The sequence below is a fragment of the Streptomyces sp. NPDC005863 genome (assembly GCF_042871345.1).
GTDB lineage: Bacteria > Actinomycetota > Actinomycetes > Streptomycetales > Streptomycetaceae > Streptomyces.
On the sequence record NZ_JBIAII010000009.1, the window covers coordinates 258,109 to 284,218 of the forward strand.

Sequence of the window (26,110 nt, forward strand, 5' to 3'; positions counted from 1 at the left end):
AGCGGGCTCCCACGGAGCGAGCGGGTCAGCGGGGCGGCTTCGCCGGGTCCTGGTAGTGGTCGGCGACCACCCGGGCCATCGCGCCGATCTTGTCGACGCCGACCTCCTTCGCCGAGAAGTAGACGTGCCCGCGCACCTCGCGGTGGTTCTCGGCGAACGTGAGGTGGCGGGAGAGCTCGGCCGGGTCCTGCCAGGCCGCGGGCTGGGCCGGGTCGCCCGCCTTGTAGAGGGCCTCGCCGATGTACAGCTTCACGCCCGTGCCGCGCACGACGTCGCTCCACCACGGGATGAGCTTGGCGTAGTCCGCGGCGGCGAACCCGATGTTCCAGTAGACCTGCGGGACGATGTAGTCGAGCCAGCCCTTCTTCACCCAGCCGCGCGTGTCCGCGTACAGGTCGTCGTAGGTCTGCACCCCGGCCCGGGTGTCCGAACCGGTCGGGTCCGTCGCGATGTTGCGCCAGACCGCGAAGGGGCTGACCCCGAACTGGGTGCGTGCCCGCGCCTTCTTCACCCGGACGGACATCTCGCGCACCAGCCGGTCGATGTTGTCGCGCCGCCAGGACGCCCGGTCCGGGAAGCCGCCGCCGTACTGCTCGAAGGCGGCGTCGTCGTCGAAGACCTGGCCCGCGACCGGGTACGGGTAGAAGTAGTCGTCCCAGTGCACCGCGTCGACCGGATAGCGGCGCACGGCGTCGAGCATCGCGTCCTGCACGAAGCGCCGCACCGCGGGCAGGCCCGGGTTGTAGTAGAGCTTCCCGCCGTACGGCAGCACCCAGTCCGGGTGGACGCGCGCGGGGTGCGTGGCCACGAGCCGTGACGGGTCGGTGTGGTTGGCGACCCGGAAGGGGTTGAACCACGCGTGCAGCTCCAGGCCCCTGCGGTGCGCCTCGCGCACGGCGGTGCCCAGCGGGTCCCAGCCCGGGTCCTGGCCCTGGACGCCGGTGAGGTACTCCGACCACGGCTCGTACGGCGAGGGCCACAGCGCGTCCGCCGTCGGCCGCACCTGGAAGACCACCGCGTTGAGTCTGCGCCGCACGGCCGTGTCCAGGTGGCCGAGCAGCTCGGCGCGCTGCTGCTCCGCCGTGAGCCCCGGCTTGGACGGCCAGTCGCGGTTGACGACGCTCGCCAGCCACATCGCCCGCAGCTCGCGGTCCTTCTTCCGGTGCCTGCCGGGGGACGCGGCCGCGTCCCCCGCCGTCGCCAGGCCCGCGACCGCCGCGGCCGCCACCACCGAGAAACTCCGACGTGACATACGCCTCATCTGCATGCCCCCTGAGCTCGCTGTCCTCCGGCACGCCCGGCCGGCTGCGGACAGCATGCCCGACCCGGCCCCCCGGGGACCCTTCATTGCGGAGTAACGTTCACGGCCGAGGCAGGCACCGCATCCATACGGGGGACCTGCCGGCCCCGTTGATCAGCGAAAGGCACGAGGTGACCGACTCCATGACCGATATCGCACGCGTCGGAGTGGTGGGCTGTGGCCAGATGGGCGCCGGAATCGCAGAGGTCTGCGCCCGCTCCGGACTGGATGTGAAGGTCGCGGAGACCACCGGCGAGGCCCTGGAGATCGGCCGCACGCGGCTGTACAACTCGCTCTCCAAGGCGGCCGAGCGCGGCAAGATCTCCGAGGAGGAGCGCGACGCGACGCTCGAGCGCCTCAGCTTCACCACCGACCTCGGCGAGTTCGCCGACCGTGACCTGGTCATCGAGGCCGTGGTGGAGAACGAGCAGGTCAAGACCGAGATCTTCCAGGTGCTCGACCAGGTGGTGACCCGGCAGGACGCGATCCTCGCCTCCAACACCTCCTCCATCCCGCTGGTGAAGCTGGCCGTCGCGACCTCGCGTCCGGACCAGGTCATCGGCATCCACTTCTTCAACCCGGCGCCGGTGCAGCAGCTCGTCGAGCTGATCCCGGCGCTGACCACGTCCGAGGGCACCATCAGCCGGGCCCAGGCCGTGGTCGAGAAGATCCTCGGCAAGCACGCGATCCGCGCCCAGGACCGCTCGGGCTTCGTGGTCAACGCGCTGCTCATCCCGTATCTGCTCTCCGCGATCCGGATGTTCGAGTCGGGCATCGCGAGCCGCGAGGACATCGACAACGGCATGGAGATGGGCTGCGCGCACCCGATGGGCCCGCTGAAGCTCTCCGACCTGATCGGCCTGGACACGGTCGCCTCGGTCGCCGACTCCATGTACATGGAGTACAAGGAGCCGCTCTACGCCGCTCCCCCGCTGCTCCAGCGGATGGTGGACGCCGGCCGCCTCGGCCGGAAGTCCGGCTCCGGCTTCTACACGTACGCCTGACGGTTTCGGCTGCTCCCCGTACGCCTGACGGATTCACTCCCCGCACGGACACGCTCCGTGCACGACGGGCCCGGCACTCTGCGAGTGCCGGGCCCGCGGCGTTCACACACCGTGTGCGCAGGGGGCTCGCATATGCCCATCGCACACTCTCCCGCCCTGGTCACCACGCGAGTTGACTGCCCGTGCGGATGAAGGGGGGACGCGCCACTACAGAGAGGAGTGGACTCGTGACCACCGACGGCGAGAGTGCCGTGGTCCCGGAAGAACTCGCGGAGTTACGCCGTAGCCTGGACGTGGGCCTCGCCCGCGTCGACGGACGGCTGGCGTTGCTCTCCCAACACGACGAGCAGACGTCCAAGAACGTGGAGACCATGGAGGCCCGGGTTGCCGCACTGGAGCACACACGCTGGCCGCTGCCCACGATCGTCGCTCTCGCGTCGGTCGCGTCGATCGTCGTGGCGGTCTGGCAGGCCATCGGCCGTTAGCTAGCGCGCGTCCTGGCCGAGGCGCAGATGGTGCAGGAGGAGGAGAGCGGCCGCCATGTTGGCGGCCGGGACCTCTCCGCGGGCCACCATGTCGGGGACCAGCTTGAGCGGGACCCACTCGCGGCGGTCCGACTCGAAGTCGTCTTCGGGATGGCCGATGTATGTCCCTTCGTCGGACCAGTAGATGTGGTGCCGGGCGTCGGTGAGTCCGTTGGACGGTTCGACGCTCATCAGGTGCCGCAGCGGTCCCGGCCGCCAGCCGGTCTCCTCCTCCATCTCGCGTGCCGCCGCGTACGCGATGTCCTCGCCGTCCTCGACGACACCGGCCGCGAGCTCCCAGCCCCAGCTGTCGGTGATGAAGCGGTGCCGCCACAGCAGCAGCACCTCGTTGGCCTCGTTGACGACGGTGGCCACGGCCACGGGCCGCAGCCGTATCAGGAAGTGATCGAGATGTTGGCCGTCGGGTAGTTCGACGTCTGCGAGATTGACCGTGAACCACCGGTTTCCATACACAGTTTGTTCGCTCTGTTTCGTCCACTGCACGGTTCTGCCACCTTCCGCCGAGTAGATGGCAATATCGCAGCAGAGGGAACGTCAGAGCAGAGTGTGTGCGGCGCGGAGCGGTGCGTCCGCGTGCCCGGCGGAAGGGCCGCGCGCGGTTGTCACAGCGGTACGCGCAGCGCCCCGTCGATCAGTTCGGCGGCCTCGGCCGTGCCCGCGCAGTCGCTGCGCACCAGATGTTCGCGGACCGCGCGCAACCGGTCGCGCAGCCGCTGCGACTCCATCCCCCGGGCCTGTTCCGCCATCTCCACCGCCGTGGCCACCGCCTCGTCGGTGTTGCCCTGCCGCAGTTCGATCTGGCTGAGCATGGCGAGCCGGTGCACCCGGCCCCGGTCGTGCGCCGGAGTGCCCACGGCAGCGGCGGCGTGTTCGTGGGCGCTGGCCAGGTCACCGAGGCTCAACAGTGCCTCCGCCACTTGCACGTTGACCAGGCCGGGCTGGACATAGCCCGTCTCGTCCGGCTCGCGGCCGCGCAGGATCCGGTCGGCCGCGACCTCCGCACGCCGGATGCAGGACAGCGCGCTCCTGCCGTCGCCCAGGTGTGCGTACGCCTTGGCCTGCATCGCGTAGAGGTCGGAGGCGAGCGCCGGGGTGAGGTCACGCCCCGCGGCCCGCAGCGCGGCCTCCGCGAACGCCACGGCCTGGCGGTACTCGCGCATGAACAGGGACTGGTTGACGAGCAGCGCGATCACATACGCGCCGAGCCCCATGTCGCCGCTGGCCTTCGCCAGGCGCAGCGCCTGGTGGAAGTAGCGCTGGGCCAGGCCGTGCGCGTCGGAGTCGTAGGCACAGATCCCGGCTATGGCCACCAACCCGCCGGTGGAGCGGTGCAGTTGGCGGCCCATCTCGTCGGTGTAGCTGCCGCGCAGCAGCGGCGCGGCCTCGGCGTTGAGGAAGCCGACGATACGGGTGCGGGTCGCGATGCCGCCGGTCTTGCGGTACATCTGCTCGTAGTGGGCGCGGGCGGCGCGCATCATCTCGATGTCGGCCGTGCTGACCGGGTGGCGGCCGCCGCGCGAGACGTCGACGTCCTCGGGCGGGTTCTCCCACTCCCAGACGGGCATCACGGCGGGCGTGCCGGTGACGGCGGGCGCGCCGAGCAGGTGCGGGCGCTGTTGTTCGTCCGAGCGCCACAGGGCCGTCGCCCGTTCCACGAAGCCGGAGAGCGTGGAGGACGTCGAGCCGACCCGGGCGGCGGGCACACCGGGCAGGCCGAGGCCGATGTCGTCGAGGGTGACGGGCCGCCGCAGCCGGCCGGCGAGCACCTCACAGATCAGGTCGGGCACCTGACCGCGCGGGCGCTGTCCCTTCAACCAGCGGGAGACGGCCGTGTGTTCGTACCGCAACGCGAGTCCCCTGGCCTTGCCCGCCTGGTTCACGTGTGCGGCGAGTCCCGCGTGGGAGATGCCCGCTTCGTCGAGGATCGCGTCGAGCAGGGTGTTGGGCTGCATGGATGCCCTCCGATGGCTCGGTGCTGTTCAGCGTAGTCCAGGCCCCTTCACACGGGGTGTGAACGGAGTGCCCGGATCCGGGGGGTGTGCGCTCTGCCGCACGGTGTGTGGAATCGCTTGACTGAGATGCCTCATCAGTTAAGGAGGCCGGCCGGGCCGCCGGCTCCCCCTCTTACAGTGCGGCGGCCCTCATGGGCGCCGTCCGTCCCGCCGTCTGCCCGACAACTCCATGGCGGGGCGGACGGCGCATGCCGCCGCCCCTTTCTGCGTACGCGGGGTTTCTCGGGTACGCGAGGTTCCGCGTACGCGAGAGGCTCAGCTCATGGTGCGGGCGTGCCGCCCCGACTCGGCAGGCTGTGCGGGCACCCTCGGCCGGTCGTTGCGCACCACGAGCAGAGCCGCGTCGTCGGACGGCAACCGGCCCGCGTGGCGCGTCAGTCGGGCGTAGACCGCACGGACCAGGGCCTGGGGCGAGACGGTTCTGCCGCCGGCGGCCTCGGTGAGGACGGCCTGCAGCGGGAAGAAGGCGCCCTCGGCGTTCCGCTCGTCCTCCATGCCGTCGGTGTGCAGGACGAGCGCCTCACCGGGCAGCAGCAACCCACAGTGCAGTACGGGCAGTTCGGCGGGGAGCGGGAACAGGCCGAGCGGCGGCAGCGGGTCGGCGTCGGTCAGCGGCCGCGCGTGCCCGCTCAGCAGATGCGGCCAGGGGTGCCCGCAGTTGAGCGCGGCGATCTCGCCCTCGGCGCTGATCTCCAGGAGCAGGACGGTGACGAACTCCTCGGCGGGCGGGGCATCCGCCGCGCCCCCGCCCGTGAGGTGCTCGGTGCGCGAGCGCTCCCGCAGATGCCGGTCGAGGGCGCGCTCCAACCGGCGTGCCACCAGGGGCAGTTCGGGCTCGTCGTGGGCCGCGTCGCGGAAGCTGCCGAGGAGCGCGGCGACGGTCCCGATGGCGGGCAGGCCGTGCCCGCGCACGTCGCCCATCACGATCCGGACCCCGTGGTCGGTGGCCGCCACCTCGTACAGATCGCCGCCGACGGAGGCGCCCCGCGAGGCGGAGAGCCGCCCGGCGGCGAGCGCGAGCCCTTCGACGCAGGGCGGCAGCGGTCGCAGGAGGACGTTCTGCGCGGCGCCCGCGACCTCCCTGACCTGGCGCAGCTCCCGGACCAGCGCGCGCCGGACGTGCAGGACGAGGCCGGTACCGACGGCGAAGAAGACGGCGCTGCCGACGATCCGCGCCTCCATGCCGTCCTGCTGCGCGAGCGGACAGGCCAGCTTGTACGTGACGGCGACGGCGCCCCACAGGGTGGGCAGCCCCAGCGAGACCGCGCGTCGACCCCGCCGGCACCGTACCGGCCGCACTCCGCGCAGCACCCGCGGAAGCATGCGGGTGATCCTTCGGGGACGCCGGTCGCGCTCCCGCATCCGGAGCACGTCCCGGCGGGGCGCCCCCGCTCTGATCCGCATCATGCCGTCGCCCCCAGTTCAGCGCGCTGGCCGGCTCCTACGGCCGGACCGATTCTGTCGACCGTGTGGTCCGAGCGGACGGGGGTGACGCCCCTTGTCACCCGAACGAGTGAGGGGCTTGCCCGGTGGTCCGGACAAGCCCCTCTGTACGCCCCTGATGCGCCTGGTGTCGGCTACGGGCGGTGGCTACGCTCCGCGCAGCACCGCACCCGTCGCCTCGGCCGCGCGCGCGACGGCCGCGTCACGGGCCGCGGAGGCCTCGTCGACGGTGAGCGTGCGGTCGGCCGCGCGGAAGCGCAGCGCGTAGGCCAGCGACTTCTTGCCCTCGCCGACCTGCTCCCCCTCGAAGACGTCGAACAGCCGGATGGACTCCAGGAGTTCGCCCGCGCCGCCGCGCAGGTGGTACTCGACGACGGCGGCGGGCACCGTGGCGTCGACCACCAGGGCGACGTCCTGGGTGGCGACCGGGAAGGTGGAGATGCGCGGTGCCCGGAGGACCCCGTCGCGCGCCGACTCAAGGAGGTCCAGGTCGAGCTCCATCGCACAGGTGCGCGCGGGCACGCCGAACGCCTTCACGGCGCGCGGGTGCAGCTCGCCCGCGTGGCCGACGGTGACGATCTCGCCGTCGACGACGACCTTCAGCTCGGCGCACCGGCCCGGGTGCCAGGGGCCGTACTGGCCCTGGTCGACGATGAGCTCGACGCCGGCCTCCGCGGCGATGGTCCGCGCCGACTCCACGGCGTCGGCCCAGTCCGCCGGGCGGCCCTTGCCCCACCAGCCGGCCTGCTCGCGGGCGCCCGCGAGGACGACGGCGGCGTGCCGGGGCTGGACGGGCAGCGCGTCGGTCAGGGACGCGATCTCCTCGTCGGTGGGACGCCGGTCGACGGGCAGGCGCACCGCGACCTTCAGCTCGTCCCGCGGGTGGAAGACCAGGCCGGTCTCGAAGAGGGCCAGGTCGTGGCTGCCGCGGCCGTCGTTGCGGCGCAGCGCGGCGAGCAGTCCGGGCAGCAGCGTCGTGCGCAGCGCGGGCTCCTCGTCGGAGAGCGGGTTGGCCAGCTTCACGACACGGCGGTCGGGGTCGTCCTCGGCCAGCTGCAGCTGGTCGAAGGTGGCCTCGCCGAGGAAGGGGTAGCTGAGCGCCTCGACGAAACCGGCGCCGGCCAGCGCGCGGCCGACCCGGCGGTGCAGCCGCTGCCGCTCGGTGAGGCCGCGGCCCGCGGGGGGCTTGGGCAGCGTCGAGGGGAGGTTCTCGTACCCCTCCAGGCGGATGACCTCTTCGGCGAGGTCGTTCGGCTCGGCGAGGTCGGGGCGCCAGGACGGCACGGTGACCGTCAGGGCGTCCTGGCCGTAGACGTCGCAGCCGACCTGCTGGAGGCGGCGTACGACGGTCTCGCGGCCGTAGGCGACGCCGGCGACCTTGTCCGGGTGGTCGGCCGGCATGGTGATCGTGCGCGGCGCGGTCGGGGCGATGACCTCGGTGACGCCGGCCTCGGCGCTGCCGCCCGCGAGGAGCACCAGCAGGTCGACGGTGCGCTGCGCGGCGGCGGCCGCGGCCTGCGGGTCGACGCCGCGCTCGAAGCGCTTGGACGCCTCGGAGGCCAGCTTGTGGCGGCGCGCGGTGCGGGCGATGGAGATCGCGTCGAAGTGCGCGGCCTCGATCACCACCTCGGTGGTGCCGCCGGCCTCGGCGGCCGCCGTACCCGTCGGGTCGAACGCGGGGGTCTCGGAGTCGGCGATCTCCGTGTTGGCGCCGCCCATGACGCCCGCGAGGCCGATGGGGCCGCGGTCGTCGGTGATGACCAGGTCCTCGGCGTCCAGGACGCGCTTGGCGCCGTCGAGGGTGGTGAGCTTCTCGCCCTGCTCGGCCCGGCGCACGCCGATCGCGCCCTGGATGCGGGAGCGGTCGTACGCGTGCAGGGGCTGGCCGAGCTCCATCATCACGTAGTTCGTGATGTCGACGGCGAGCGAGATCGGACGCATGCCGACCTTCTGCAGCCGGCGCTGCAGCCAGATCGGGGAGCGGGCCCCGGGCTGGAGGCCGGTGACGGTGCGCGCGGTGAAGCGGTCGCAGCCGATCGGGTCGGCGATCTTGACCGGGTAGCCGAAGGAGTTCGGCGCGGGCACGTCGAGCAGGGCCGGGTCGCGCAGCGGCAGGCCGTACGCGATGGCGGTCTCGCGGGCGACGCCGCGCATCGACAGGGCATAGCCCCGGTCGGGCGTGACGGCGATGTCGAGGACCTCGTCGACGAGCTCCAGGAGCTCGATGGCGTCGGTGCCGGCCTCGTGCTCGGGCGGCAGGACGATGATGCCGCCGCTTCCGTCGTCGCCCATGCCCAGCTCGCCGCCGGAGCAGATCATGCCGTGGGACGTCTTGCCGTACGTCTTGCGGGCGGCGATGGCGAAGTCGCCGGGCAGGACGGCGCCGGGCAGCACCACGACGACCTTGTCGCCGACGGCGAAGTTCCGGGCGCCGCAGACGATCTCCTGCGGCTCGCCCGTGCCGTTGGCGGCGCCCACGTCGACGGTGCAGAAGCGGATGGGCTTCTTGAAGCCCTCCAGCTCCTCGATGGTGAGGACCTTGCCCACGACGAGCGGGCCCTTGAGGCCGGCGCCGAGCTGCTCGACGGTCTCGACCTCAAGGCCGACCTCGATCAGCTTGGCCTGCACGTCACGGCCGGTCTCGGTGGCGGGGAGGTCGACGTACTCCCGCAGCCAGGAAAGCGGGACCCGCATCAGATCTCCATCCCGAACGGCCGGGTGAACCGGATGTCACCCTCGACCATGTCTCGCATGTCTTCGACGTTGTGGCGGAACATCAGCATCCGTTCGATGCCGAACCCGAAGGCGAATCCGCTGTACTTCTGGGGGTCGACGCCGCAGGCGGTGAGCACCTTGGGGTTGACCATGCCGCAGCCGCCGAGCTCGATCCAGCCCTCGCTGCCGCAGGTGCGGCAGGGGCGGTCGGGGTTGCCGACGGACTCGCCGCGGCAGACGTAGCAGACCATGTCCATCTCGGCGGACGGCTCGGTGAACGGGAAGAAGTTCGGCCGCAGGCGGGTCTTCATGTCCGGGCCGAAGAGCGACTGGACCATGTGGTCCAGGGTGCCCTTGAGGTCGGCCATGGTCAGGCCCTCGTCGACGGCGAGCAGCTCGATCTGGTGGAAGACCGGGGTGTGCGTGGCGTCGAGCTCGTCCGTGCGGTACACGCGGCCGGGGCAGACCACGTAGACCGGCGGCTCACGGCGCTCGATGAGCGAGCGGGCCTGTACGGGCGAGGTGTGCGTGCGCAGCACGACACCGGACTCGTCGCCGGTCCCGCCGTCCGGGCCCTGGACGAAGAAGGTGTCCTGCATCTGCCGGGCCGGGTGGTCGGGCGTGAAGTTGAGGGCGTCGAAGTTGAACCACTCCGCCTCGACCTCGGGGCCCTCGGCGACCTCGTACCCCATGGCGACGAAGACGTCCGCGACGCGCTCCATGAAGGTGGTCAGCGGGTGGCGGGCGCCGGCGGGCGTGCGGTCGTGGGGCAGCGTGACGTCCACTGCCTCCTCGACCAGGACGCGGGCGTCGCGCTCGGCCTCGAGCTCGGTCTGGCGGGCGGCCAGGGCCTTGCTCACGGCGCCGCGCGCCATGCCGACGCGCTTGCCCGCCTCGGCCTTGGCCTGCGGGGGCAGCGCGCCGATCTCGCGGTTGGCGAGCGCCAGCGGCGAGGTGCCGCCGGTGTGCGCGACCTTGGCCTCCTGGAGCGCGTCGAGCGTGTCCGCGGCGGCGAGGGCGGCGAGCGCCTCGTCCCGCATGCGCTCGATCTCTTCAGGTTTCAGTGCCTCGACCTCAACAGGGTCGTACGACTTGTTCGGTGCCGACATCTCTTCCCGTGCTTCCGATTGGCTGGCGGATGGGTCCCCGTCAACAACTCGGAGACAAGCAGTCCCAGGTATGGGGACACAAAGTGCCAACCACCGAGTCTAACGGGGGTGCGGTGAACGCATGAGCCCGCGGGCTGCTCAGGGCGTCCTTTGCAGGGTCACTGCAGATACGCCGGGGCCCCCACGGGCAACGTAAATCGGAACTGGGCGCCGCCGCCGTGGGCGCGGCCGACGGTGATCGTCCCGCCGTGCACCTCCACGATGCCCTTCACGATGTACAACCCCAGTCCCGTCCCGCCGCGCTTGCTGCCCCGCCAGAAGCGGGTGAAGACGCGGCCCATCGACTCCTCCGGAATGCCGGGACCCTCGTCGCTCACGGTCACGGCCGTCTCGGCGCCGCCCCGCTCGCGTGGCGAGGAGGAGGCGGCCACCTCGATGGTGACGGTTCCCTCGCCGTGGCGCACCGCGTTTTCCAGCAGGTTGCTGAGCACCTGGTCGATCTTGTCGGGGTCCGCCCAGCAGTCGGGCAGCGGCTGCGCGACCCGGACGAGGAAGCGGTCCGCGTCCTGCCCTGAGGCGACGTACGCCTGGATGTGGCGGCCGACGGCGGCGCCTATGTCGACGGGCTGGCGGCGCAGCTCGAGGCGCCCGGAGTCGATGCGGGAGATGTCGAGGAGTTCGGCGATCAGCCGGGTGACGCGGTTGGCGTCGGCGTCGACGGTCTCCAGCATCAGTTTCTTCTGGTCGTCGGTGAACCGCTCCCACTTGGCGAGCAGCGTCGCGGTGAAGCCCTTGACGGAGGTGAGCGGCGAGCGGAGCTCGTGGGCGACCGTGGCGATCAGCTCGGCGTGGCTGCGCTCGGTGCGGCGGCGGGCCTCGGTGTCCCGCAGGGAGACGATCACCCGGCGTACGGGCCCAGTGCGGGCGGTGCGCACGTAGCGGGCGGAGACGAGGACCTCGCGGCCACCGGGGAGCAGCAGGTTGCGCTCGGGCTGGCCGATGCGGATGGCGAGGCCTCCGTAGGGATCGGTCAGCTGCCACCAGCGGCGGCCTTCGAGGTCTTCTAACGGGAGCGCGTGCTCCAGCGGGGTGCCGAGGGCGTCGGCCGCGGGGACGGCGGTGATCCGTACCGCCGCCGCGTTGAAGCAGATGATCCGGCCCGTCTCGTCGGCGACGACGAGTCCGTCGGGCAGCTCGTCCGGGTCGAGTCCGAGGTCGCCGAGGTCACCGGGGCCGTCGTGGTCCGCCCGAGCACGGACCACGTCCCGCACTCCCGGTGCTCTGCTCGTGCCGACACTCATGCCCCGTACCCCACCTCTCGGACTGTCGGTGGGGGTGCCTCCCTGCGCCCCCGAGGCCGTCACACTACTAGCTCGATGTGACGGAGCGGACCCCCTCAGCGAGGACTGCCGGCGCGCTGGGCGCGGGCGGACGCATAGAGGCACACGGCCGCGGCCGTCGCGAGGTTGAGGCTTTCGGCTCTGCCGTGGATCGGAACGCGCACCACGGCGTCGGCGAGCGCGCGGGTCTCCTCCGGCAGGCCCCAGGCCTCGTTGCCGAAGACCCAGGCGGTGGGGGTGCCCATGGTGCCCCGGTCGAGTTCGGTGTCGAGGTCGTCCGCACCCGCCCCGTCGGCGGCGAGGATCCGTACGCCCGCGTCCTTCAGCCCCTGGACGGCCTGCTCGACGGGGACGCCGACGGCGACGGGGAGATGGAAGTGCGAACCGACCGACGCGCGCACCGACTTGGGGTTGTAGAGGTCCACCGAGGCGTCGGTGAAGATCACGGCGTCGGCGCCCGCGGCGTCCGCGCAGCGCAGCACGGTCCCGGCGTTGCCGGGGTCGCGCACATGGGCGAGGACGGCGACGAGCTTGGGGCGGGCGGCGAGGATCTCCGCGAAGGGCACGTCGAGGAAGCGGCAGACGCCGACCAGGCCCTGCGGGGTGACCGTGGTGGAGATGTCGGCGATGACGTCCTCGTCGGCGAGGTGCACCCGGGCCCCGGCGGCGCGGGCCTCCGCCACGATGTCGGCGTGCCGCTCGGCCGCTTCGACGGTGGCGAACAGCTCGACGAGCGTCTGCCCGTGCCCGGCGGCCTCGCGTACGGCCTGCGGCCCCTCGGCGAGGAACAGCCGCTCCTTCCCCCGGAAGTTCCGCTTGGCCAGCCGCCGCGCGGCACTGACGCGGGGCGACTTGGGGGAGATCGACTCGGGGGCGGCGGTCATGAACTCACCTTCGTGGAGCGGGGGTTGAGCGCCCCGTAGGGGCGCGGGGAACTGCGCGACAAGCCCCCACGGCCCGCGGGGAACAGCCGACCTACGCACTCGGACCCGCAGGCCACGGGTGGCCTGCGGGTCCGAGGAGGGCGTTCACAGACACACGGCTCAGGCGGCAGCCTTCGGCGCGTTGACGTCCGACGGCAGCGCCTTCTGCGCGACCTCGACGAGCGCGGCGAACGCGTTCTCGTCGTTGACGGCCAGCTCCGCGAGGATCTTGCGGTCCACCTCGATGTTGGCGGCGTTCAGACCCTGGATGAGGCGGTTGTACGTCATGCCGTTGGCGCGGGCAGCGGCGTTGATGCGCTGGATCCACAGCCGACGGAAGTCGCCCTTGCGCTTCTTGCGGTCGTTGTAGTTGTAGACCAGGGAGTGGGTGACCTGCTCCTTGGCCTTGCGGTACAGGCGCGACCGCTGGCCGCGGTAACCGCTGGCCGCTTCGAGGATCGCCCGACGCTTCTTGTGGGCGTTGACTGCCCGCTTGACGCGTGCCACTTGTTAACTCCTTGTAGCGGGGCCGTGGTTGGACTCACACGACCCGATATCGATTGGGTCCCGGTCAGAGTTCAGGCGCGATCCGCGCCCGGACTCACTTGCCGAGAAGCTTCTTGATCTTCTTGGCGTCGCCCGGGGCCATCTCGGCGTTGCCGGTGAGGCGACGCGTCAGACGGGACGACTTGTGCTCGAGCAGGTGGCGCTTGCCGGCGCGCTCGCGGAGCACCTTGCCGGAGCCGGTGACCTTGAAGCGCTTGCTGGCACCGCTGTGCGACTTGTTCTTCGGCATAGCGCCGTTCTCTCCTCGTCAGTGGCACTCCGATGCCCGGTCGTGAAACCGGGCATCCGGGAGCCATATGTATCGGTTGGCATCCCCTGGACTCGCGTCCGGGGGATCAGGCCTCGGCAGGAGCCTCGGCCGGGGCCTCGGCGGGAGCTTCGTCGAGCTCCTCTCCCTCGGCGGAGTTCTGCGAGCGGCCCGGGTTGGCCTTCGCGTCCGCCTTGCGAGCCGCCTGGGCCTCACGGGCCTCGGCCATCGCCTCGGTCTTCTTCTTGTGCGGACCGAGAACCATGATCATGTTTCGGCCGTCCTGCTTCGGGTTCGACTCGATGAACCCAAGGTCCTCGACGTCCGAAGCGAGACGCTGCAGCAGTCGGAAGCCCAGTTCGGGGCGGGACTGCTCGCGACCACGGAACATGATCGTGATCTTGACCTTGTCGCCCTGCTTGAGGAACCGGACGACATGACCCTTCTTGGTGTCATAGTCGTGCGGGTCGATCTTCGGCCGGAGCTTCATCTCCTTGATGACCGTGTGCGCCTGGTTCTTGCGCGCCTCACGGGCCTTCATGGCCGACTCGTACTTGAACTTGCCGTAGTCCATGAGCTTGCAGACCGGCGGGCGCGCGGTGGCGGCCACCTCGACCAGGTCAAGGTCGTACTCCTGTGCAAGCTCCAGGGCCTTGGCAAGCGGAACAATCCCGACCTGCTCGCCGCTGGGACCGACAAGTCGCACCTCGGGAACGCGAATCCGGTCGTTGATGCGGGGCTCGGCGCTGATGGATCCTCCTCGGTAGCACCACGCGACCGTCTGGCGGACAGCCGCGTTACGTCTGTTGACTAGACCAACCGAACGAGGCCACAAAAAATGCCCCGACCGATCACACTGAAGGGGCTCCACGTACTACCGGAGCACCTCCGCGGTGATCGCGGGGCGCACATCGGGCGACCCGAAGCCTCGGGGACTTCGGCCGCCTGACCGGTGACCCGCCGCCCCTAGGAGCGGCCAGGTGGGAGATCGGAGCCTCCACTTGTGGGCCGGGTCTCGCGCTGACACGCGGGTATCCGGCCGGTCGTCACACAAGGTTAGCAGCTCCGCGGGGGTGGGGCGAACCGGCGCGCACGGGGCTCCCGCGGCCGGGGCCGTACGGGGCTCGGCATATCGTGGAGGGCATGAGCGACGCGACCCCCACCCCCGAGTCCCCCGCGGTCCCCGGGCCCGACTCCCCCGACTTCGACACCCTGACCCGTGACATCGCGGACGTCCCCGCGGTCGAGGTGATCACCACGGTGGCGGTCCACCTGATGAGCGCCGCGGCCGTGAACCTCGGTCTCGCCGAGGGCGGCGAGGGCCACAAGGACCTGGACGAGGCCCGCAAGCTGATCCACTCGCTGGCCGGCCTGATGGACGCGAGCGCCACGGAGATCAGCTCGTTCCACGCGGCGCCGCTGCGGGACGGCCTGAAGTCGCTGCAGCTGGCGTTCCGCGAGGCGTCGCTGGTGGCGGACGAGCCGGGTCAGGGTCCGGGCGAGAAGTACACGGGCCCGGTCTACGGCTGACCCGTCACACCGTACGTACGTGCCGCGCGTGCGTACGTGGCTTCACACCGTACGTGGCTTCACACCGTACGTACGTAGAGGGGCTCGCCCGGCGGCGTCGCCTCGGCCGGCAGGAGTGCCAGGTCGAGACCGCGCACCAGGCGGGCCCTCAGTGTTTCGTCGGCGGCGATGTGCCGGGCCACGCGCCGGGCCGCCTCGGCGGGCTCCGCGGCGGGGTCGATGACCAGGGCGAGGGTGCCGTCCGCCTGGCCGGGGCCGAGGTGGGCGCGGAGCACGGCGGGCTCGGCGGCGACGGCCGCGCGCACCGCGTCGGTGACGGCGGGGTCGGCGAGCGGGTCGGCGCTGGCGCGGCCCTCGGCGAGGGCGAGCAGGGCGGAGCGGCCCAGTTCGTAGGGGACGGGGCCCGCGAGGTCCAGGACGATGGTGTCGGCCTGCTCGTGGACGGCGGCCTGCAGCGCCTGGGGCAGGGGGACGGCGACGGGGCGGGCCGCCGGGTCCCACAGGGCGAGCGCCTCGGTGGAGGTGAAGGCGGGCAGCGCCTTGCGGTCCCCGGCCTTGAGGGTGGGGACCGCCATGTCGCTGGTCTTCTCGCGGCGCAGACCGCCCCCCCGTCGCCCGCCACCACCCTTATGAAGAGCTTCGCCCTCCCCTTGATGGTCCTCCTCGACCTCACCGAGCAAGGCGACGACGGGGACGAGGAGCCGGGCGCCGGCCAGGGCCGCGAGGACGGGGCCGTGCGCCGTGCGGTCCTTCGACCAGGCGGCGAGCGCAGCGGCCAGTCGCGGGTCTGCCGTGCCGTCGTCGTCGGAGAAGCCCGGGTCGGGAATGTTCTTGTTCGCCATGTTCGCCACGGCATCGACCCTACAGAGTGGCCGTGCCGCTCCGATCAGTCGCCCGGGGCTCCGCCGGGGCCCCTAGGTCAGCCGCGCCGGGGCGTCCCGGCCCTGGTCCGCCACAGGTGGACCGCCGCGGCGAGCAGCGCGACGCCCAGGCCGCCGGCGACCGGGCCCACCCAGCCCGCCGGGCCGTCGTCGCCGACCGTCGCGTCCGGCCCCGCGCCGAAGTACTTCGTGCCGTACGCCGCCGTGTGCGGCTCTTCGGGCTCGAGCTTGGCCGCCCGGGTGAGCGCGGCCGCCGGGTCGATCATTCCGAAGCCCCGGGAGTCGTCCCGGCCGCCGGCGGGGGCGTCCCGTGCGGTGTCCTCCAGGAGCTGTTTGAGCTGGGCGGGGGTGAGCCCGGGGTGGGCCGCGCGGAGCAGGGCGACGGCGCCGGACACGAAGGCGGAGGCGGCGCTGGTGCCCCAGCCCTCGTAGTACTTGTGGTCGGGGTCGGCGATGACGATGTCGTCGCCGGGCGCGGCGACGGTGGCGTACCAGCGGCGGGTGGAGAAGGAGGCGCGGGCGCCGTTCTCGTCGACGGCCGTCGCGGCGATCACGCCGGGGTAGGCGGCCGGGTAGGAGACGTGGTCGCCGCGCTCGCCGCCGTTGCCCGCGGAGGCGACGACGGCGACGCCCTTCTTCAGGGCGTACTGCACGGCGGCGTCCTCGGCCGGTTCGGGGTGGGCGGACTTGGAGTCGTCGCCGAGGGAGAGGTTGATGACGTCGGCGCCGTGGTCGGCGGCCCAGCGGATGCCGTCGGCGAGGGCGTTGCCGCGGGTGTCGCGGGCCTTCTTGCGGGCGGGGTCGCCGTCCTCCAGGATCACGCGGATCGGCAGGATCTTCGCGTCGGGCGCGATGCCGAGCACGCCGTCGGAGCGGCTCTCGCCGTGGCCGTGGCCCGCGATGATCCCGGCCATGGCGGTGCCGTGCCGGGCCCAGGGCCGGTCGCCGCGGCCGGCCCCGAAGCCGACCATGTCCTTGCCCTTGAGGACGCTGCCCGCGAGGTCCGGGTGCTGTGCGTCTATGCCGGTGTCCAGGACGGCGACGGTGATGCCTGCGCCCTTGGTGGTCCGCCAGGCCTCGTCGGTGTGCATGGCGCCGAGGGCCCACTGCTGGGCGCGGATGCCGTCGTCGGCGTGGGCGGGGGTGACGGGGGCGAGGGCCAGGGTGGCGGTGACGGCGGCGACGAGCGCGTGGCGGATCCTCACGGGGCGGGCCTTCGCGGGGCGGGCCTGCGCGACCCGGTTGCTGCCGACCCCGCGCGCCCTCACCCGACGGATACTCATGAGTGCTTCTCCGCTGCCGCGATGGTCTTGCGCAGGCCTCGTTCGATCCGGTCGGCGATGCCCTTCGCCTCGTGGCCGAGGCCCGACTGGGCGGGCGCCGACGTGGTGTTGGTGCCCATGGCCTCGGTGGCGGGCTCGGGGTCCGTGACGGCGCGGCCGTCGGCGAATCCGGAGACGGCGTACGCGACGACGGGCGCGTCCGGCAGCACGGACATGGTCCAGGCGGCGCGCTGCGCGTCCCCGAACCCCTCGGCCGGCGTGCCCTTGGCCGCGTACGGGCGGGGCATGAGGTCGGGGCGCCGGTCGAGCCCCTCCTCCGTGAAACGGTTCCGCAGGGTCTGCATCGCGTCGGCGTCCGCCTTGGTGAACAGCAGGCCCACGGTGGTGACATGGCTGCGGGTGGCGTCCGTGTACGTGGCGCGCAGCAGCCGCAGACAGCCGGCCGGGGCGAGCGCCTTGCGCAGCAGCGGGTCGAAGGCGCCCCGGCAGCCGCTGTCGGGGGCGACGGCGACGCGGGTCCAGGAGCGGTCGGCGCCGCCCGGGCCCGCGCCCTCGCCCTTCAGGGCGGGCGGGAAGAGCCGGTCGACGGGGACGCTGTGCCAGAGTCCGCCGGTGACGGTGTACGCGCTGCGGTCGGCACCGCCCGCCGCGGAGGCGCCGGTCAGCCAACTCCCGGTCACCGCACCGCCGATGAGGCCGACCCCGAGGACGACACAGGCCACGGCGGCGGCAGCGCGGGGCCGCGCCCAGGCGCCGATGGGCCGCAGCCGGGTGGTGCTGTCGTCGTACAGCGCGGGCCGCGCGAAGGACACGAAGGGCCGTCCGGCCCCGGGCCCCGGTGTCAGATCCACGGCCCCGACGGCACGGGCGCGTGCGCGCGCGGGGACCGGATCCGCCCCCCCGTCACCGGGGATGGGCCGCAACCGGGCGGTCGTCTCCTCAGGCGCGGCGTCGTCCAGCCGGTCACGGGCGGGGGGCGCCTCCGAGGCGGAGGGGGCGCCGGGGGTCTGGGGCGCGGAGGCCGGGGCCGCCGGGGGTGCCGGGGCGGTAGCGGCGTCGCGTTCCGTGCGGGCGTGCGGGGGTATCGAGGGGGTCGACTCGGCCGACACAGGCGGGGCGTCGGGGAGACGGGCCGAGGCAGGCGGGGGTGCCGGAGCGGGTGGCGCCTCGTCTTTCGCGCGGGGCTGCGGGGGCGCGGCTGGGCGCGGCGGCGCGGAGGTCGGCTCGGCCGAAGTCGGCGGGGTCTCGGGGAGATGGGCCGACGCAGGCGGCGGTACCGCAGGGCGGGGCGAGGTCAGCTTTACCGGCACCGGCGGGGCGTCGGGGAGGCGGGCCGAAGCAGGCGGGGGTGCCGGAGCGGCCGACGCCTCGCCTTCCGCGCGGGTCTGCGGGGGCACGGCGGGGCGCGGCGGCGCGGAGGTCGGCTCGGCCGAAGTCGGCGGGGCGTCGGGGAGACGGGCCGAGCCAGGCGGCGGTACCGCACGGCGGGGCGAGGTCAGCTCCACCGACGTCGGCGGGGCTTCGGGAAGCCGGGGCGAGGTCGGCTCCACCGGCGCCGGCGGGGCCTCGGGAAGGCGGGGCGGCGTCGGGGATGGGGCGTGGTGGTTTCGGGCCTGTTCGAAGGGGGCCAGTAGGGCCTGGATTCGGGCCGTTCGGTCTGCCGCGTCCTCCGCGGGTGCCGGGCGCGGGGCGTCGAGGAGCCAGTCCCGGTCGACGGGCGGCCGGACGTCGGGGAAGCGGGCGGAGGGTGCCGGGGGCGGCTCGGCGCTCTCGTCGGCCGGGGCCGCGGCGAGGTCCGGCGGGCCCGCAGGGCGGGGAGGCACGGCAGGACGTGGGGGGATGGGGCTGCGAGCCGCCTCCGTGCTCATGCTCCCCCGTTTCCTCGCGCTCGGCCGGCCGGAGCGCGAGGCCGGCGAGGCTTGTGCGCGCCGCTCCGTCAGACTCCGTGCGCGTCACTCTACGGGCTGACGCCGGACCTACGGGAACCCAGTCCGGGCCCCCGGGCGTTCTGCCCGGATCATCCCCCTACCCTCCGGTAATCGTGTCTGGCAGGCTTCGGCCATGACAGCCCACCCGTCCCCCGGCCCCCGTCCCTCGACGCCGCGCAACGCGCCGCGGACCGCAGCAGACCGGGCCCGTTACGACCGGGCCACCGCGCATCTCGACGCCCCCGTGGCCATCGTCGACCTGGACGCCTTCGACGCCAACGCCGACGATCTCGTACGCCGCGCCGCGGGCAAGCCGATCCGCGTCGCGAGCAAGTCCGTGCGCTGCCGCGCCCTGCTCGAACGGGTGCTGGCCCGCGACGGGTTCGCCGGGATCCTGTCGTTCACGCTCGCCGAGTCGCTGTGGCTCGCCGAGTCCGGCTTCGGTGACGTGCTGCTCGCCTACCCCTCGGCGGACCGCGCCGGTTTCGCGCGGCTCACCGCCGACCCGAAGCTCGCGGCCGCGGTGACCGTGATGGTCGACGACCCGGCGCAGCTGCGGCTGATCGACGAGGCGCGGGACGGCGGCACCGAGGAGGTGCGGGTCTGCCTGGAGTTGGACACCGCGTACCGGGTGCTCGGTGGCCGGGTGCGCGTCGGCGCGCTCCGCTCCCCGCTGCACTCCCCCGTGCAGGTCGCCGCGCTGGCCCGGGCGATCGTGCGGCGGCCCGGCTTCCGGCTGGTGGGCGTGATGGCGTACGAGGGTCATGTCGCGGGCGTGGGCGACGCGGTGGAGGGGCACCCGGCGCGCTCGCGGGCGATCCGGATGATGCAGACCGCGGCCCGCAGGGAACTGGCCGCGCGCCGCGGGGCGACCATCGCGGCCGTCCGCGCGGCCGCGCCGGACCTGGAGTTCGTGAACGGCGGCGGGACCGGCAGCGTGCAGCACACCGCGGCCGAGCGCGCGGTCACCGAGATCGCCGCGGGGTCGGGTCTTTTCGTGCCACGGCTCTTCGACAACTACACGTCGTTCAGCGGCCGTCCGGCCGCGCTGTTCGCGCAGCCCGTGGTGCGCCGGCCCGGCGCGGGCACCGTGACGGTGCTCGGCGGGGGCTATCCGGCGTCGGGGGTCGCGGGCCCCGACCGCTCGCCGGTGCCGTATCTGCCCGAGGGGCTGCGGTACGACCCGCAGGAGGGCGCGGGCGAGGTGCAGACGCCGTTGCACGGGCCGGCCGCGGACGACCTGTCGATCGGCGACAAGGTGTGGTTCCGGCACGCCAAGGCCGGGGAGCTGTGCGAGCGGTTCGCCACGCTGCATCTGGTCGAGGGCGAGACGGTGACGGCGAGCGTGCCCACGTACCGGGGCGAGGGCCACACCTTCCTGTGACCCGCGGCTCCCGGGTCAGGGCGTCGGGCCGACGTCCTCGCCGACGCCGCCGCCCGTCGCGCTGTCGTCGACCGACCTGATCCCCTCGGTGATCTCGTCCATGACGGTGACCTGCGGCGCGTCGTCCCCCGCGCCGACGGCGAAGCGGACGATGACCGGCGACTGGGAGCCGACGCTCGACTTGAACGCGAGCGACTGGACGTATCCCCCTACGCCCTTGGCGGTCCGCACCCGCCAGCGCACGAAGTACCCGCTGCGGCCCGCGACGGCCACCTGGCCCTCCTTGACCTTCTCGTGGCCGGTGATGCCGCCGTAGGGCCGGTTGTCCAGCTTGTCGTGGCCGTAGGCGGCGTCCGCCGCGTCCTTGATGTCGCCCAGGGCGAGGGCCTTGGGGTCCGTCTCGTCGCTGCCGGTCACGGTGCTCGACGTGACGGTGGCCTCGCGGCAGAGCCCGGAGTCGCCCGGGCAGTCGACGACGTCCGGGGTCTGGATGGTGGCGCCGCCGCCGAGGGCGTCGTCGTTCTTCTCCCAGCCGTCGGGGACGGGGAGCGTGATGCCGTTGAGGTCGTCGACGAGGGTGTCCGGGTCGGGGTCGGAGCTGGGCGACGCCGTCTTCGACGCCGTCGCGGTGGGCGCCCGCTCGCTCTTGACCGGCGCGGTGGGCGCCGGTGCGCCGCCCGCCGGGTCGCCGTCGTCCTGGGTGAGGACGACGGCGCCCGCGACGATCGCGCCGACGAGGACGACCCCCGCGGCGGTGAGCGCGACGGCCTTGCCGCGGCCCCCGCCGGAGGCGGCCGGCGCCGCCACGGCCGTGGTGGCCCCGGCCGGGCCGAAGCCCTGCTGGGCCTGGGGCACTTGGGCGTACTCGGGGGTCCGCCGGTGCTCGGTCCAGGCGGTCCCGTCCCACCAGCGCTCGACGGAGGGCGCCGCGGGGTCCGGGTACCAGCCGGGAGGGGTCGTCATGCTCATCCCGGCACTCTAGGACGTACCGCGAAGATCAGTACACCGAGTCCCGCTGGTCGGGAACCACGGAACCGTCCGGGCGCCGGACGGGGCCCTTGTCGCCGTCGTGCTCGTTGTACGCGCTCGTCGAGCAGGGGTAGAGGTCGGGATTCTGCTTCAGCGGCTCGATGAACATGGGGTTCACCAGCCAGCGGCCGTCCGCGTCGTCGTACGCGCGGCACATGACCTCGCTCTTGTTGCGGTTCAGCACGAGGTGCGCGCCGGTCGCGTCGCCGACGAACGTCACGTCGGTGTCCGCGTCGCCGCCGCCGAGCGCGATGCGGTGCGCCCGGTCCTGCTTGTGCCAGGCCTGCTTGCCCTTGACGCCGTAGATCTCCTGGTTGATCCAGCAGCGCTTGCCGTCGATGTACGGAATGGCCTCGCCCTTGTTGACGGGGACGTCGCCGCAGCCCTGGTTCCAGGTGGTGATGCGGCCCTTGCGGTCGAGGACGGAGCGGATCGCGACGGTGTGCTCGCGGTCGATGCCCACGCCGTCCTTGCCGCCGGCCCAGACCTCGGTCACCGGCTCCGAGCCCGCCGAGACGATGTAGACGTCGAAGCCGGCCTTCTTCAGGGTGCGGATCAGGTCGCGCTGCTGCGGGTAGTAGCGGGCGTACCCGGGGATCTCGTGGGTGCCGACGGTCTGGGTGGCGCCGACGGGGGCGGCGAGCACCTGCTTGCGGGCCTTGGCCGCGTACGACTCCAGTTCGCGGACGGTGTGCCCGGCGAAGAGCTGCGGCACCCAGGCGTACTGCGGGACGGTGTGGCGGTGGTCCCACGTGCCGGCGAAGGCCGCGGCGCCGCTCATCGTCCTGCCGTCCTCGCGGACCTCGAAGATCTCGTCGGCGCAGGCGGTGTCGGTGGAGGTGGGCAGCGGCCTGCCGACGGGCACCTTGGTGCCGCACGCCTTGGTCAGCGCGCGGTCGGCGGCGTCGGTCATCCACTTGCTGGTGGACTTCCAGCTCCTGGGCCGCAGGATCTTGTCGTGGTGCAGGGCCCAGGCGATGGTCGCGTCGGTGATGTCGTTCTTGACGACGGTGTTGTCCCAGTCGAAGGCGGCGACCGGGCGCTTCTCGCCGTGGCCGAGCCGCGGGTGGGAGCAGCGGCCGCGCTCGTCGATCATCTGCTGCAGATGGGCGCGGTTGTCGCCGTACCAGGACAACTTCTTCGACAGCTGCGGGCAATGCGCCGCCGCCGTACGGGAGTTCGCGGCCGTGGCGGCGGCCGCGGGGAAGGCTGCGGGCACGGCCGCCAGGGTGGCGGCCGCGGCCAGTGTCAGCGCCAAAATGTTTCTGTTACGCATGCGAGTGGACCGTACATCAGTCCTACGACGCTGACGACGGCGTCGACGCCCCGTACACCGTGTCCCTCTGATCGGGGATCACGGAGCCGTCCGTACGGCGCACCGGAGCCCGGGTGCCGTCGCGCCGGACGTATCCGGTGGTGGCGCAGGGGTAGGGGTCGGCCTTCTTCCCCTTGGGCTCGATGAACATGGGGTTGATCAGCCAGCGGCCGTCGCCGTTCTCGTAGGCGCGGCACATCAGTTCGTCCTTGTTGCGGTTCAGGGCGAGCCGCAGGCCGGTGGCGTCGCGCAGGAAGGTGACGTCGGTGTCGGAGTCGCCCGCGGCGAACACCGGGCGCCGCGCGGCGGGTTGCGCCTTCTCGGCGGCGGCGCCGCGCACTCCGTAGATCTCCTGGTTGATCCAGCAGCGCTTGCCGTCGATGTACGTGATCATCGTGTCGTCGCCGTCCCTGACGGTGCCGCAGCCCTTGAGGTGCGCGGTCTGCCGGCCGTGCGCGGTGACGTTGCGGATGCCGAGGGTGTGCCGGGCGTCGACGCCGACGGCCCGTGACCAGACCTCGGCGACGGGCTCGGGCGACGCGGAGACGATGTGGACGTCGAAGCCGGCCTTCTGCAGGGTGCGGATCAGGTCGCGCTGCTGGTCGTAGTAGCGGACCCAGCCGGTGACCCGTTCGGTGCCGACGCGCTGCTCCGCGCCGACGGGGGCGGCGAGGTTCTCCTTGCGGGCGGCGGCCGCGAACTGCTGCACGCGGCCGGTGGACCAGCCGCGGGTGAGCTGGGCGAGCCAGGCGTACTGCGGCTCCATGCGGCGGTGGTCGAAGCCGGCGAAGGCCGCCGTGCCCGTGGTCGTGGCGCCCTCGCCGTAGACGGAGAGGATCTCGTCGGCGCAGGCGGTGTTCCGGTGCGTGGGCAGGGTGGCGCCGGTCGCCGGGCACGCCGCCCTGAGGGCCCTGGCGGCCGGGTCGGTCAGATGGCGGCTGGTGGTGTGCCAGTCGCCGCGCTCGGGGGTGCGTATCTTGCCGTTGCGCAGCAGCCAGTACATGGTGGCGTCGCCGATGTCGTTCCTGATGACGGTGTTGTCCCAGTCGAAGACGGCGACGGGGCGGGCACCGCGGCCGTCACCGCAGCGGCCGTAACGGTCCACCATGCGCTGGATTCTGGCCTTGTTGTCGCCGTACCAGCCCGCGGAGACGGTGAGCGTGGGGCACTTCGCGGCCCCCGGCCGGTGGTGCTGCGTTGCTTCGGCGGTGGCCTGGACGCCGAGGAGGCCCGCACCGGCGACGGCGAGCACGGCGGCTGCAGCGGTGCAGCGGCGCTTGAGGTTCATGTACACACTCCCGTGTCTACGCAGGTCGGCCGGGCGTCGTGCGACGCCCGGCCGACGGGGTGGTGGCTGGAGGGTGAACTACCGGAACTACATGGGCGTGACGTACGCCCCGGAGATGCCACCGTCGACGAGGAAGTCGGTGGCGTTCACGAACGAGGAGTCGTCGCTGGCGAGGAACGCCACCGCGGCGGCGAGCTCGTCGGCCTCGGCGAACCGGCCCACGGGGATGTGCACGAGGCGGCGCGCGGCCCGCTCGGGGTCCTTGGCGAACAGCTCCTGCAGCAGCGGGGTGTTGACCGGTCCCGGGCAGAGCGCGTTGACGCGGATGCCCTCGCGGGCGAACTGCACGCCGAGCTCGCGGGACATGGCGAGGACGCCGCCCTTGGACGCGGTGTAGGAGATCTGCGAGGTCGCCGCGCCCATCCGCGCCACGAACGACGCGGTGTTGATGATCGAGCCCTTGCCCTGGCGCCGCATGTAGGGGATCGCGGCCTTGCAGCACAGGTACACGGAGGTGAGGTTGACCTCCTGGACGCGCTTCCACGCCTCCAGGCCGGTGTCCAGGATGGAGTCGTCGTCGGGCGGCGAGATGCCCGCGTTGTTGAAGGCGACGTCGACGGAGCCGTAGATGTCGTACGCCGTCTTGAAGAGCGCCTCGACCTGCTCGGCGTCGACCACGTCGACCTGCACGAAGGTGCCGCCGACCTCCTCGGCGGCGGCCTTGCCCGCGACGGCGTCGATGTCGCCGCACACGACGTGCGCGCCCTCGGAGGCGAGGCGGCGCGCGGCGGCGAGGCCGATGCCGCTGCCGGCGCCGGTGATGACGGCGGTGCGGCCTACCAGGCGGCGGCAGATGGTCTGGTCGGTCATGGTGCTCAGGCCTCCGTGCTGTCGGTGCGTTCCGTGCTGATGAAGACGTTCTTGGTTTCCGTGAAGGCGGCGAGGGCGTCCGGGCCGAGCTCGCGGCCGAGCCCGGACTGCTTGTAGCCGCCGAAGGGGGTCCAATAGCGCACGCTGGAGTGCGAGTTGACGGAGAGGTTGCCGGCCCTGACGGCCGCCGAGACGCGCAGCGCCCGGCCCACGTCGCGGGTCCAGATGGAGCCGGACAGGCCGTACTCGGTGGCGTTGGCGAGCCGGATCGCGTCGGCCTCGTCCTCGAAGGGCAGGACGACGGCGACCGGCCCGAAGACCTCCTCCGTCGCCGCCGGCGCGTCCGGGCCGACGTCGGTGAGCAGGGTCGGCGGGAACCAGAAGCCCGGCCCCTCGGGCGCCGTTCCGTGGATTCCGGCGCCCGGCGTGACGTACGAACGCACCCGCTCCAGCTGCGACTTGGAGATGAGCGGGCCCATCTGGGTCTTCTCTTCGGCCGGGTCGCCGACGACGACCGACTCGATCGCGGGCGCCACGATCTCCAGGAAGCGGTCGTAGACCGAGCGCTGCACGAGGACGCGGGTGCGGGCACAGCAGTCCTGCCCGGAATTGTCGAGGTACGACATGGGGGTGGCGAGCGCCGCTGCCTCCACGTCGGCGTCGGCGAAGACGATGTTCGGGCTCTTGCCGCCGAGTTCGAGGGTGAGGCGCTTCACGCGGTGGGCGCACTTGGCCATGATCTGCTTGCCGACGCGGGTGGAGCCGGTGAACACGATCTTGGCGACGCCGGGGTGCTCGACGAGCGCGTCGCCCGCGACGGCCCCGGCGCCGGGCAGGACCTGGAAGAGGCCCTCGGGGAGCCCTGCGGCCAGGGCGAGTTCGGCGAGGCGGAGCGCGGTGAGCGGGGTCGTCTCGGCGGGCTTGAGGATCACCGCGTTGCCGGCCGCGAGGGCGGGGGCGGTGCCCCAGGCGGCGATCGGCATCGGGAAGTTCCAGGGGGCGATGACGCCGACGACGCCGAGGGGTTCGAGGACGGTGACGTTCAGCCCGCCGGGGACCGGGATCTGCCGCCCGTTGAGGCGCTCCACTCCCCCGGCGGCGAAGTCGAGGAGGTCGCGGGCGTTGCCGGCCTCCCAGCGGGCGTTGCCGATGAGGTGGCCGGCCTCCCGGACCTCCAACCGGGCCAGTTCTTCGAGGTGTTCGTCGACCTGGGCGGCGAAGCGGCGCAGCAGCCTCGCGCGGTCGCCGGGGGCGGCGGCCGCCCACTGCTCCTGCGCCTTCGCGGCGCGGGCGACGGCCGCGTCGACGTCCTGGGCGGTGGCGGCGGGGATGGTCGCGACGACCTCTTCCGTCGCCGGGTTCAGTACCTGGTGCTCGTGCACCTGCTCGTACGACAC

At 72.8% G+C, this 26,110-nt stretch carries 23 protein-coding genes; 4 read left to right on the forward strand and 19 right to left on the reverse strand.

What is annotated here, in order from left to right; all coding sequences use genetic code 11:
- Positions 1-25 precede the first annotated feature (25 nt).
- The gene (locus ACFYO9_RS28670; RefSeq protein WP_358778332.1) at positions 26-1,261 is read right to left on the reverse strand and encodes a family 10 glycosylhydrolase; all 1,236 of its coding nucleotides are present in this window, start codon (positions 1,259-1,261) and stop codon (positions 26-28) included.
- 182 nt (positions 1,262-1,443) lie between these two features.
- Here ACFYO9_RS28670 and ACFYO9_RS28675 point away from each other — a divergent pair, with 182 nt between their 5' ends.
- A complete protein-coding gene (locus tag ACFYO9_RS28675) occupies positions 1,444-2,304 on the forward strand; it encodes a 3-hydroxybutyryl-CoA dehydrogenase (protein WP_355810435.1) in 861 nt (286 codons plus the stop codon).
- A 227-nt stretch (positions 2,305-2,531) separates the two neighbouring features.
- The gene (locus ACFYO9_RS28680; RefSeq protein WP_358778331.1) at positions 2,532-2,789 is read left to right on the forward strand and encodes a hypothetical protein; all 258 of its coding nucleotides are present in this window, start codon (positions 2,532-2,534) and stop codon (positions 2,787-2,789) included.
- Here ACFYO9_RS28680 and ACFYO9_RS28685 read toward each other — a convergent pair whose 3' ends face one another.
- The 10 genes from ACFYO9_RS28685 to infC form a co-directional block, all read right to left on the reverse strand.
- On the reverse strand, positions 2,790-3,332 hold the full coding sequence (locus tag ACFYO9_RS28685; RefSeq protein WP_355810432.1) for an NUDIX hydrolase: 543 nt from the start codon (positions 3,330-3,332) through the stop codon (positions 2,790-2,792).
- A gap of 119 nt (positions 3,333-3,451) precedes the next feature.
- A complete protein-coding gene (locus tag ACFYO9_RS28690) occupies positions 3,452-4,801 on the reverse strand; it encodes a transcriptional regulator (RefSeq protein ID WP_355810429.1) in 1,350 nt (449 codons plus the stop codon).
- 315 nt (positions 4,802-5,116) lie between these two features.
- Complete coding sequence (locus tag ACFYO9_RS28695) at positions 5,117-6,184, reverse strand: PP2C family protein-serine/threonine phosphatase (RefSeq protein WP_358778330.1); 1,068 nt, start codon at positions 6,182-6,184, stop codon at positions 5,117-5,119.
- Positions 6,185-6,451: 267 nt separating this feature from the next.
- A complete protein-coding gene (pheT, locus tag ACFYO9_RS28700; RefSeq protein WP_358778329.1) occupies positions 6,452-8,998 on the reverse strand; it encodes a phenylalanine--tRNA ligase subunit beta in 2,547 nt (848 codons plus the stop codon).
- A complete protein-coding gene (gene pheS, locus ACFYO9_RS28705; RefSeq protein WP_355810422.1) occupies positions 8,998-10,128 on the reverse strand; it encodes a phenylalanine--tRNA ligase subunit alpha in 1,131 nt (376 codons plus the stop codon). The genes pheT and pheS overlap by 1 nt, the downstream gene beginning before the upstream one ends.
- Before the next feature lie 158 nt (positions 10,129-10,286).
- Complete coding sequence (locus ACFYO9_RS28710) at positions 10,287-11,429, reverse strand: ATP-binding protein (RefSeq protein WP_358778328.1); 1,143 nt, start codon at positions 11,427-11,429, stop codon at positions 10,287-10,289.
- Between the two features lie 95 nt (positions 11,430-11,524).
- Positions 11,525-12,352 (reverse strand): RNA methyltransferase, encoded by an 828-nt coding sequence (locus ACFYO9_RS28715; RefSeq protein ID WP_355810417.1) that lies wholly within the window; start codon positions 12,350-12,352, stop codon positions 11,525-11,527.
- A 159-nt stretch (positions 12,353-12,511) separates the two neighbouring features.
- Positions 12,512-12,898, reverse strand: a complete 387-nt coding sequence (gene rplT / locus ACFYO9_RS28720) for a 50S ribosomal protein L20 (protein WP_355810414.1) — start codon at positions 12,896-12,898, stop codon at positions 12,512-12,514.
- Positions 12,899-12,992: 94 nt separating this feature from the next.
- Positions 12,993-13,187, reverse strand: coding sequence for a 50S ribosomal protein L35 (gene rpmI / locus ACFYO9_RS28725; protein ID WP_007829094.1), 195 nt, complete (start codon positions 13,185-13,187; stop codon positions 12,993-12,995).
- A 106-nt stretch (positions 13,188-13,293) separates the two neighbouring features.
- The gene (gene infC / locus ACFYO9_RS28730; protein WP_268775508.1) at positions 13,294-13,956 is read right to left on the reverse strand and encodes a translation initiation factor IF-3; all 663 of its coding nucleotides are present in this window, start codon (positions 13,954-13,956) and stop codon (positions 13,294-13,296) included.
- Between the two features lie 392 nt (positions 13,957-14,348).
- Here infC and ACFYO9_RS28735 point away from each other — a divergent pair, with 392 nt between their 5' ends.
- Positions 14,349-14,735 (forward strand): DUF1844 domain-containing protein, encoded by a 387-nt coding sequence (locus tag ACFYO9_RS28735; protein ID WP_355810411.1) that lies wholly within the window; start codon positions 14,349-14,351, stop codon positions 14,733-14,735.
- Between the two features lie 59 nt (positions 14,736-14,794).
- Here the strand turns inward: ACFYO9_RS28735 and ACFYO9_RS28740 are convergent, their stop codons facing one another.
- From ACFYO9_RS28740 to ACFYO9_RS28750, 3 genes are all read right to left on the reverse strand, one after another.
- The gene (locus tag ACFYO9_RS28740; protein WP_358778370.1) at positions 14,795-15,577 is read right to left on the reverse strand and encodes an SseB family protein; all 783 of its coding nucleotides are present in this window, start codon (positions 15,575-15,577) and stop codon (positions 14,795-14,797) included.
- 77 nt (positions 15,578-15,654) lie between these two features.
- Positions 15,655-16,899 (reverse strand): type VII secretion-associated serine protease mycosin, encoded by a 1,245-nt coding sequence (mycP, locus tag ACFYO9_RS28745; RefSeq protein ID WP_358778327.1) that lies wholly within the window; start codon positions 16,897-16,899, stop codon positions 15,655-15,657.
- A complete protein-coding gene (locus tag ACFYO9_RS28750; protein WP_358709664.1) occupies positions 16,896-17,750 on the reverse strand; it encodes a hypothetical protein in 855 nt (284 codons plus the stop codon). Before ACFYO9_RS28750 ends, mycP begins: the two co-directional genes overlap by 4 nt.
- Before the next feature lie 1,210 nt (positions 17,751-18,960).
- Here ACFYO9_RS28750 and ACFYO9_RS28755 point away from each other — a divergent pair.
- Positions 18,961-20,211 (forward strand): amino acid deaminase/aldolase, encoded by a 1,251-nt coding sequence (locus ACFYO9_RS28755; protein ID WP_358778326.1) that lies wholly within the window; start codon positions 18,961-18,963, stop codon positions 20,209-20,211.
- Positions 20,212-20,226: 15 nt separating this feature from the next.
- Here the strand turns inward: ACFYO9_RS28755 and ACFYO9_RS28760 are convergent, their stop codons facing one another.
- From ACFYO9_RS28760 to ACFYO9_RS28780, 5 genes are all read right to left on the reverse strand, one after another.
- A complete protein-coding gene (locus ACFYO9_RS28760; RefSeq protein ID WP_358778325.1) occupies positions 20,227-21,180 on the reverse strand; it encodes a DUF2510 domain-containing protein in 954 nt (317 codons plus the stop codon).
- Between the two features lie 28 nt (positions 21,181-21,208).
- Positions 21,209-22,516 (reverse strand): haloacid dehalogenase-like hydrolase, encoded by a 1,308-nt coding sequence (locus ACFYO9_RS28765; protein WP_358778324.1) that lies wholly within the window; start codon positions 22,514-22,516, stop codon positions 21,209-21,211.
- 22 nt (positions 22,517-22,538) lie between these two features.
- Entirely contained in the window at positions 22,539-23,843 is a 1,305-nt protein-coding gene (locus ACFYO9_RS28770) for a haloacid dehalogenase-like hydrolase (RefSeq protein ID WP_358778323.1), read from the reverse strand.
- Positions 23,844-23,930: 87 nt separating this feature from the next.
- On the reverse strand, positions 23,931-24,713 hold the full coding sequence (locus ACFYO9_RS28775; protein WP_355810394.1) for a 3-oxoacyl-ACP reductase: 783 nt from the start codon (positions 24,711-24,713) through the stop codon (positions 23,931-23,933).
- Positions 24,714-24,718: 5 nt separating this feature from the next.
- Positions 24,719-26,110 carry an aldehyde dehydrogenase family protein gene (locus tag ACFYO9_RS28780; protein ID WP_358779318.1) on the reverse strand — a complete coding sequence of 464 codons (1,392 nt, stop codon included), beginning with the start codon at positions 26,108-26,110 and terminating at the stop codon, positions 24,719-24,721.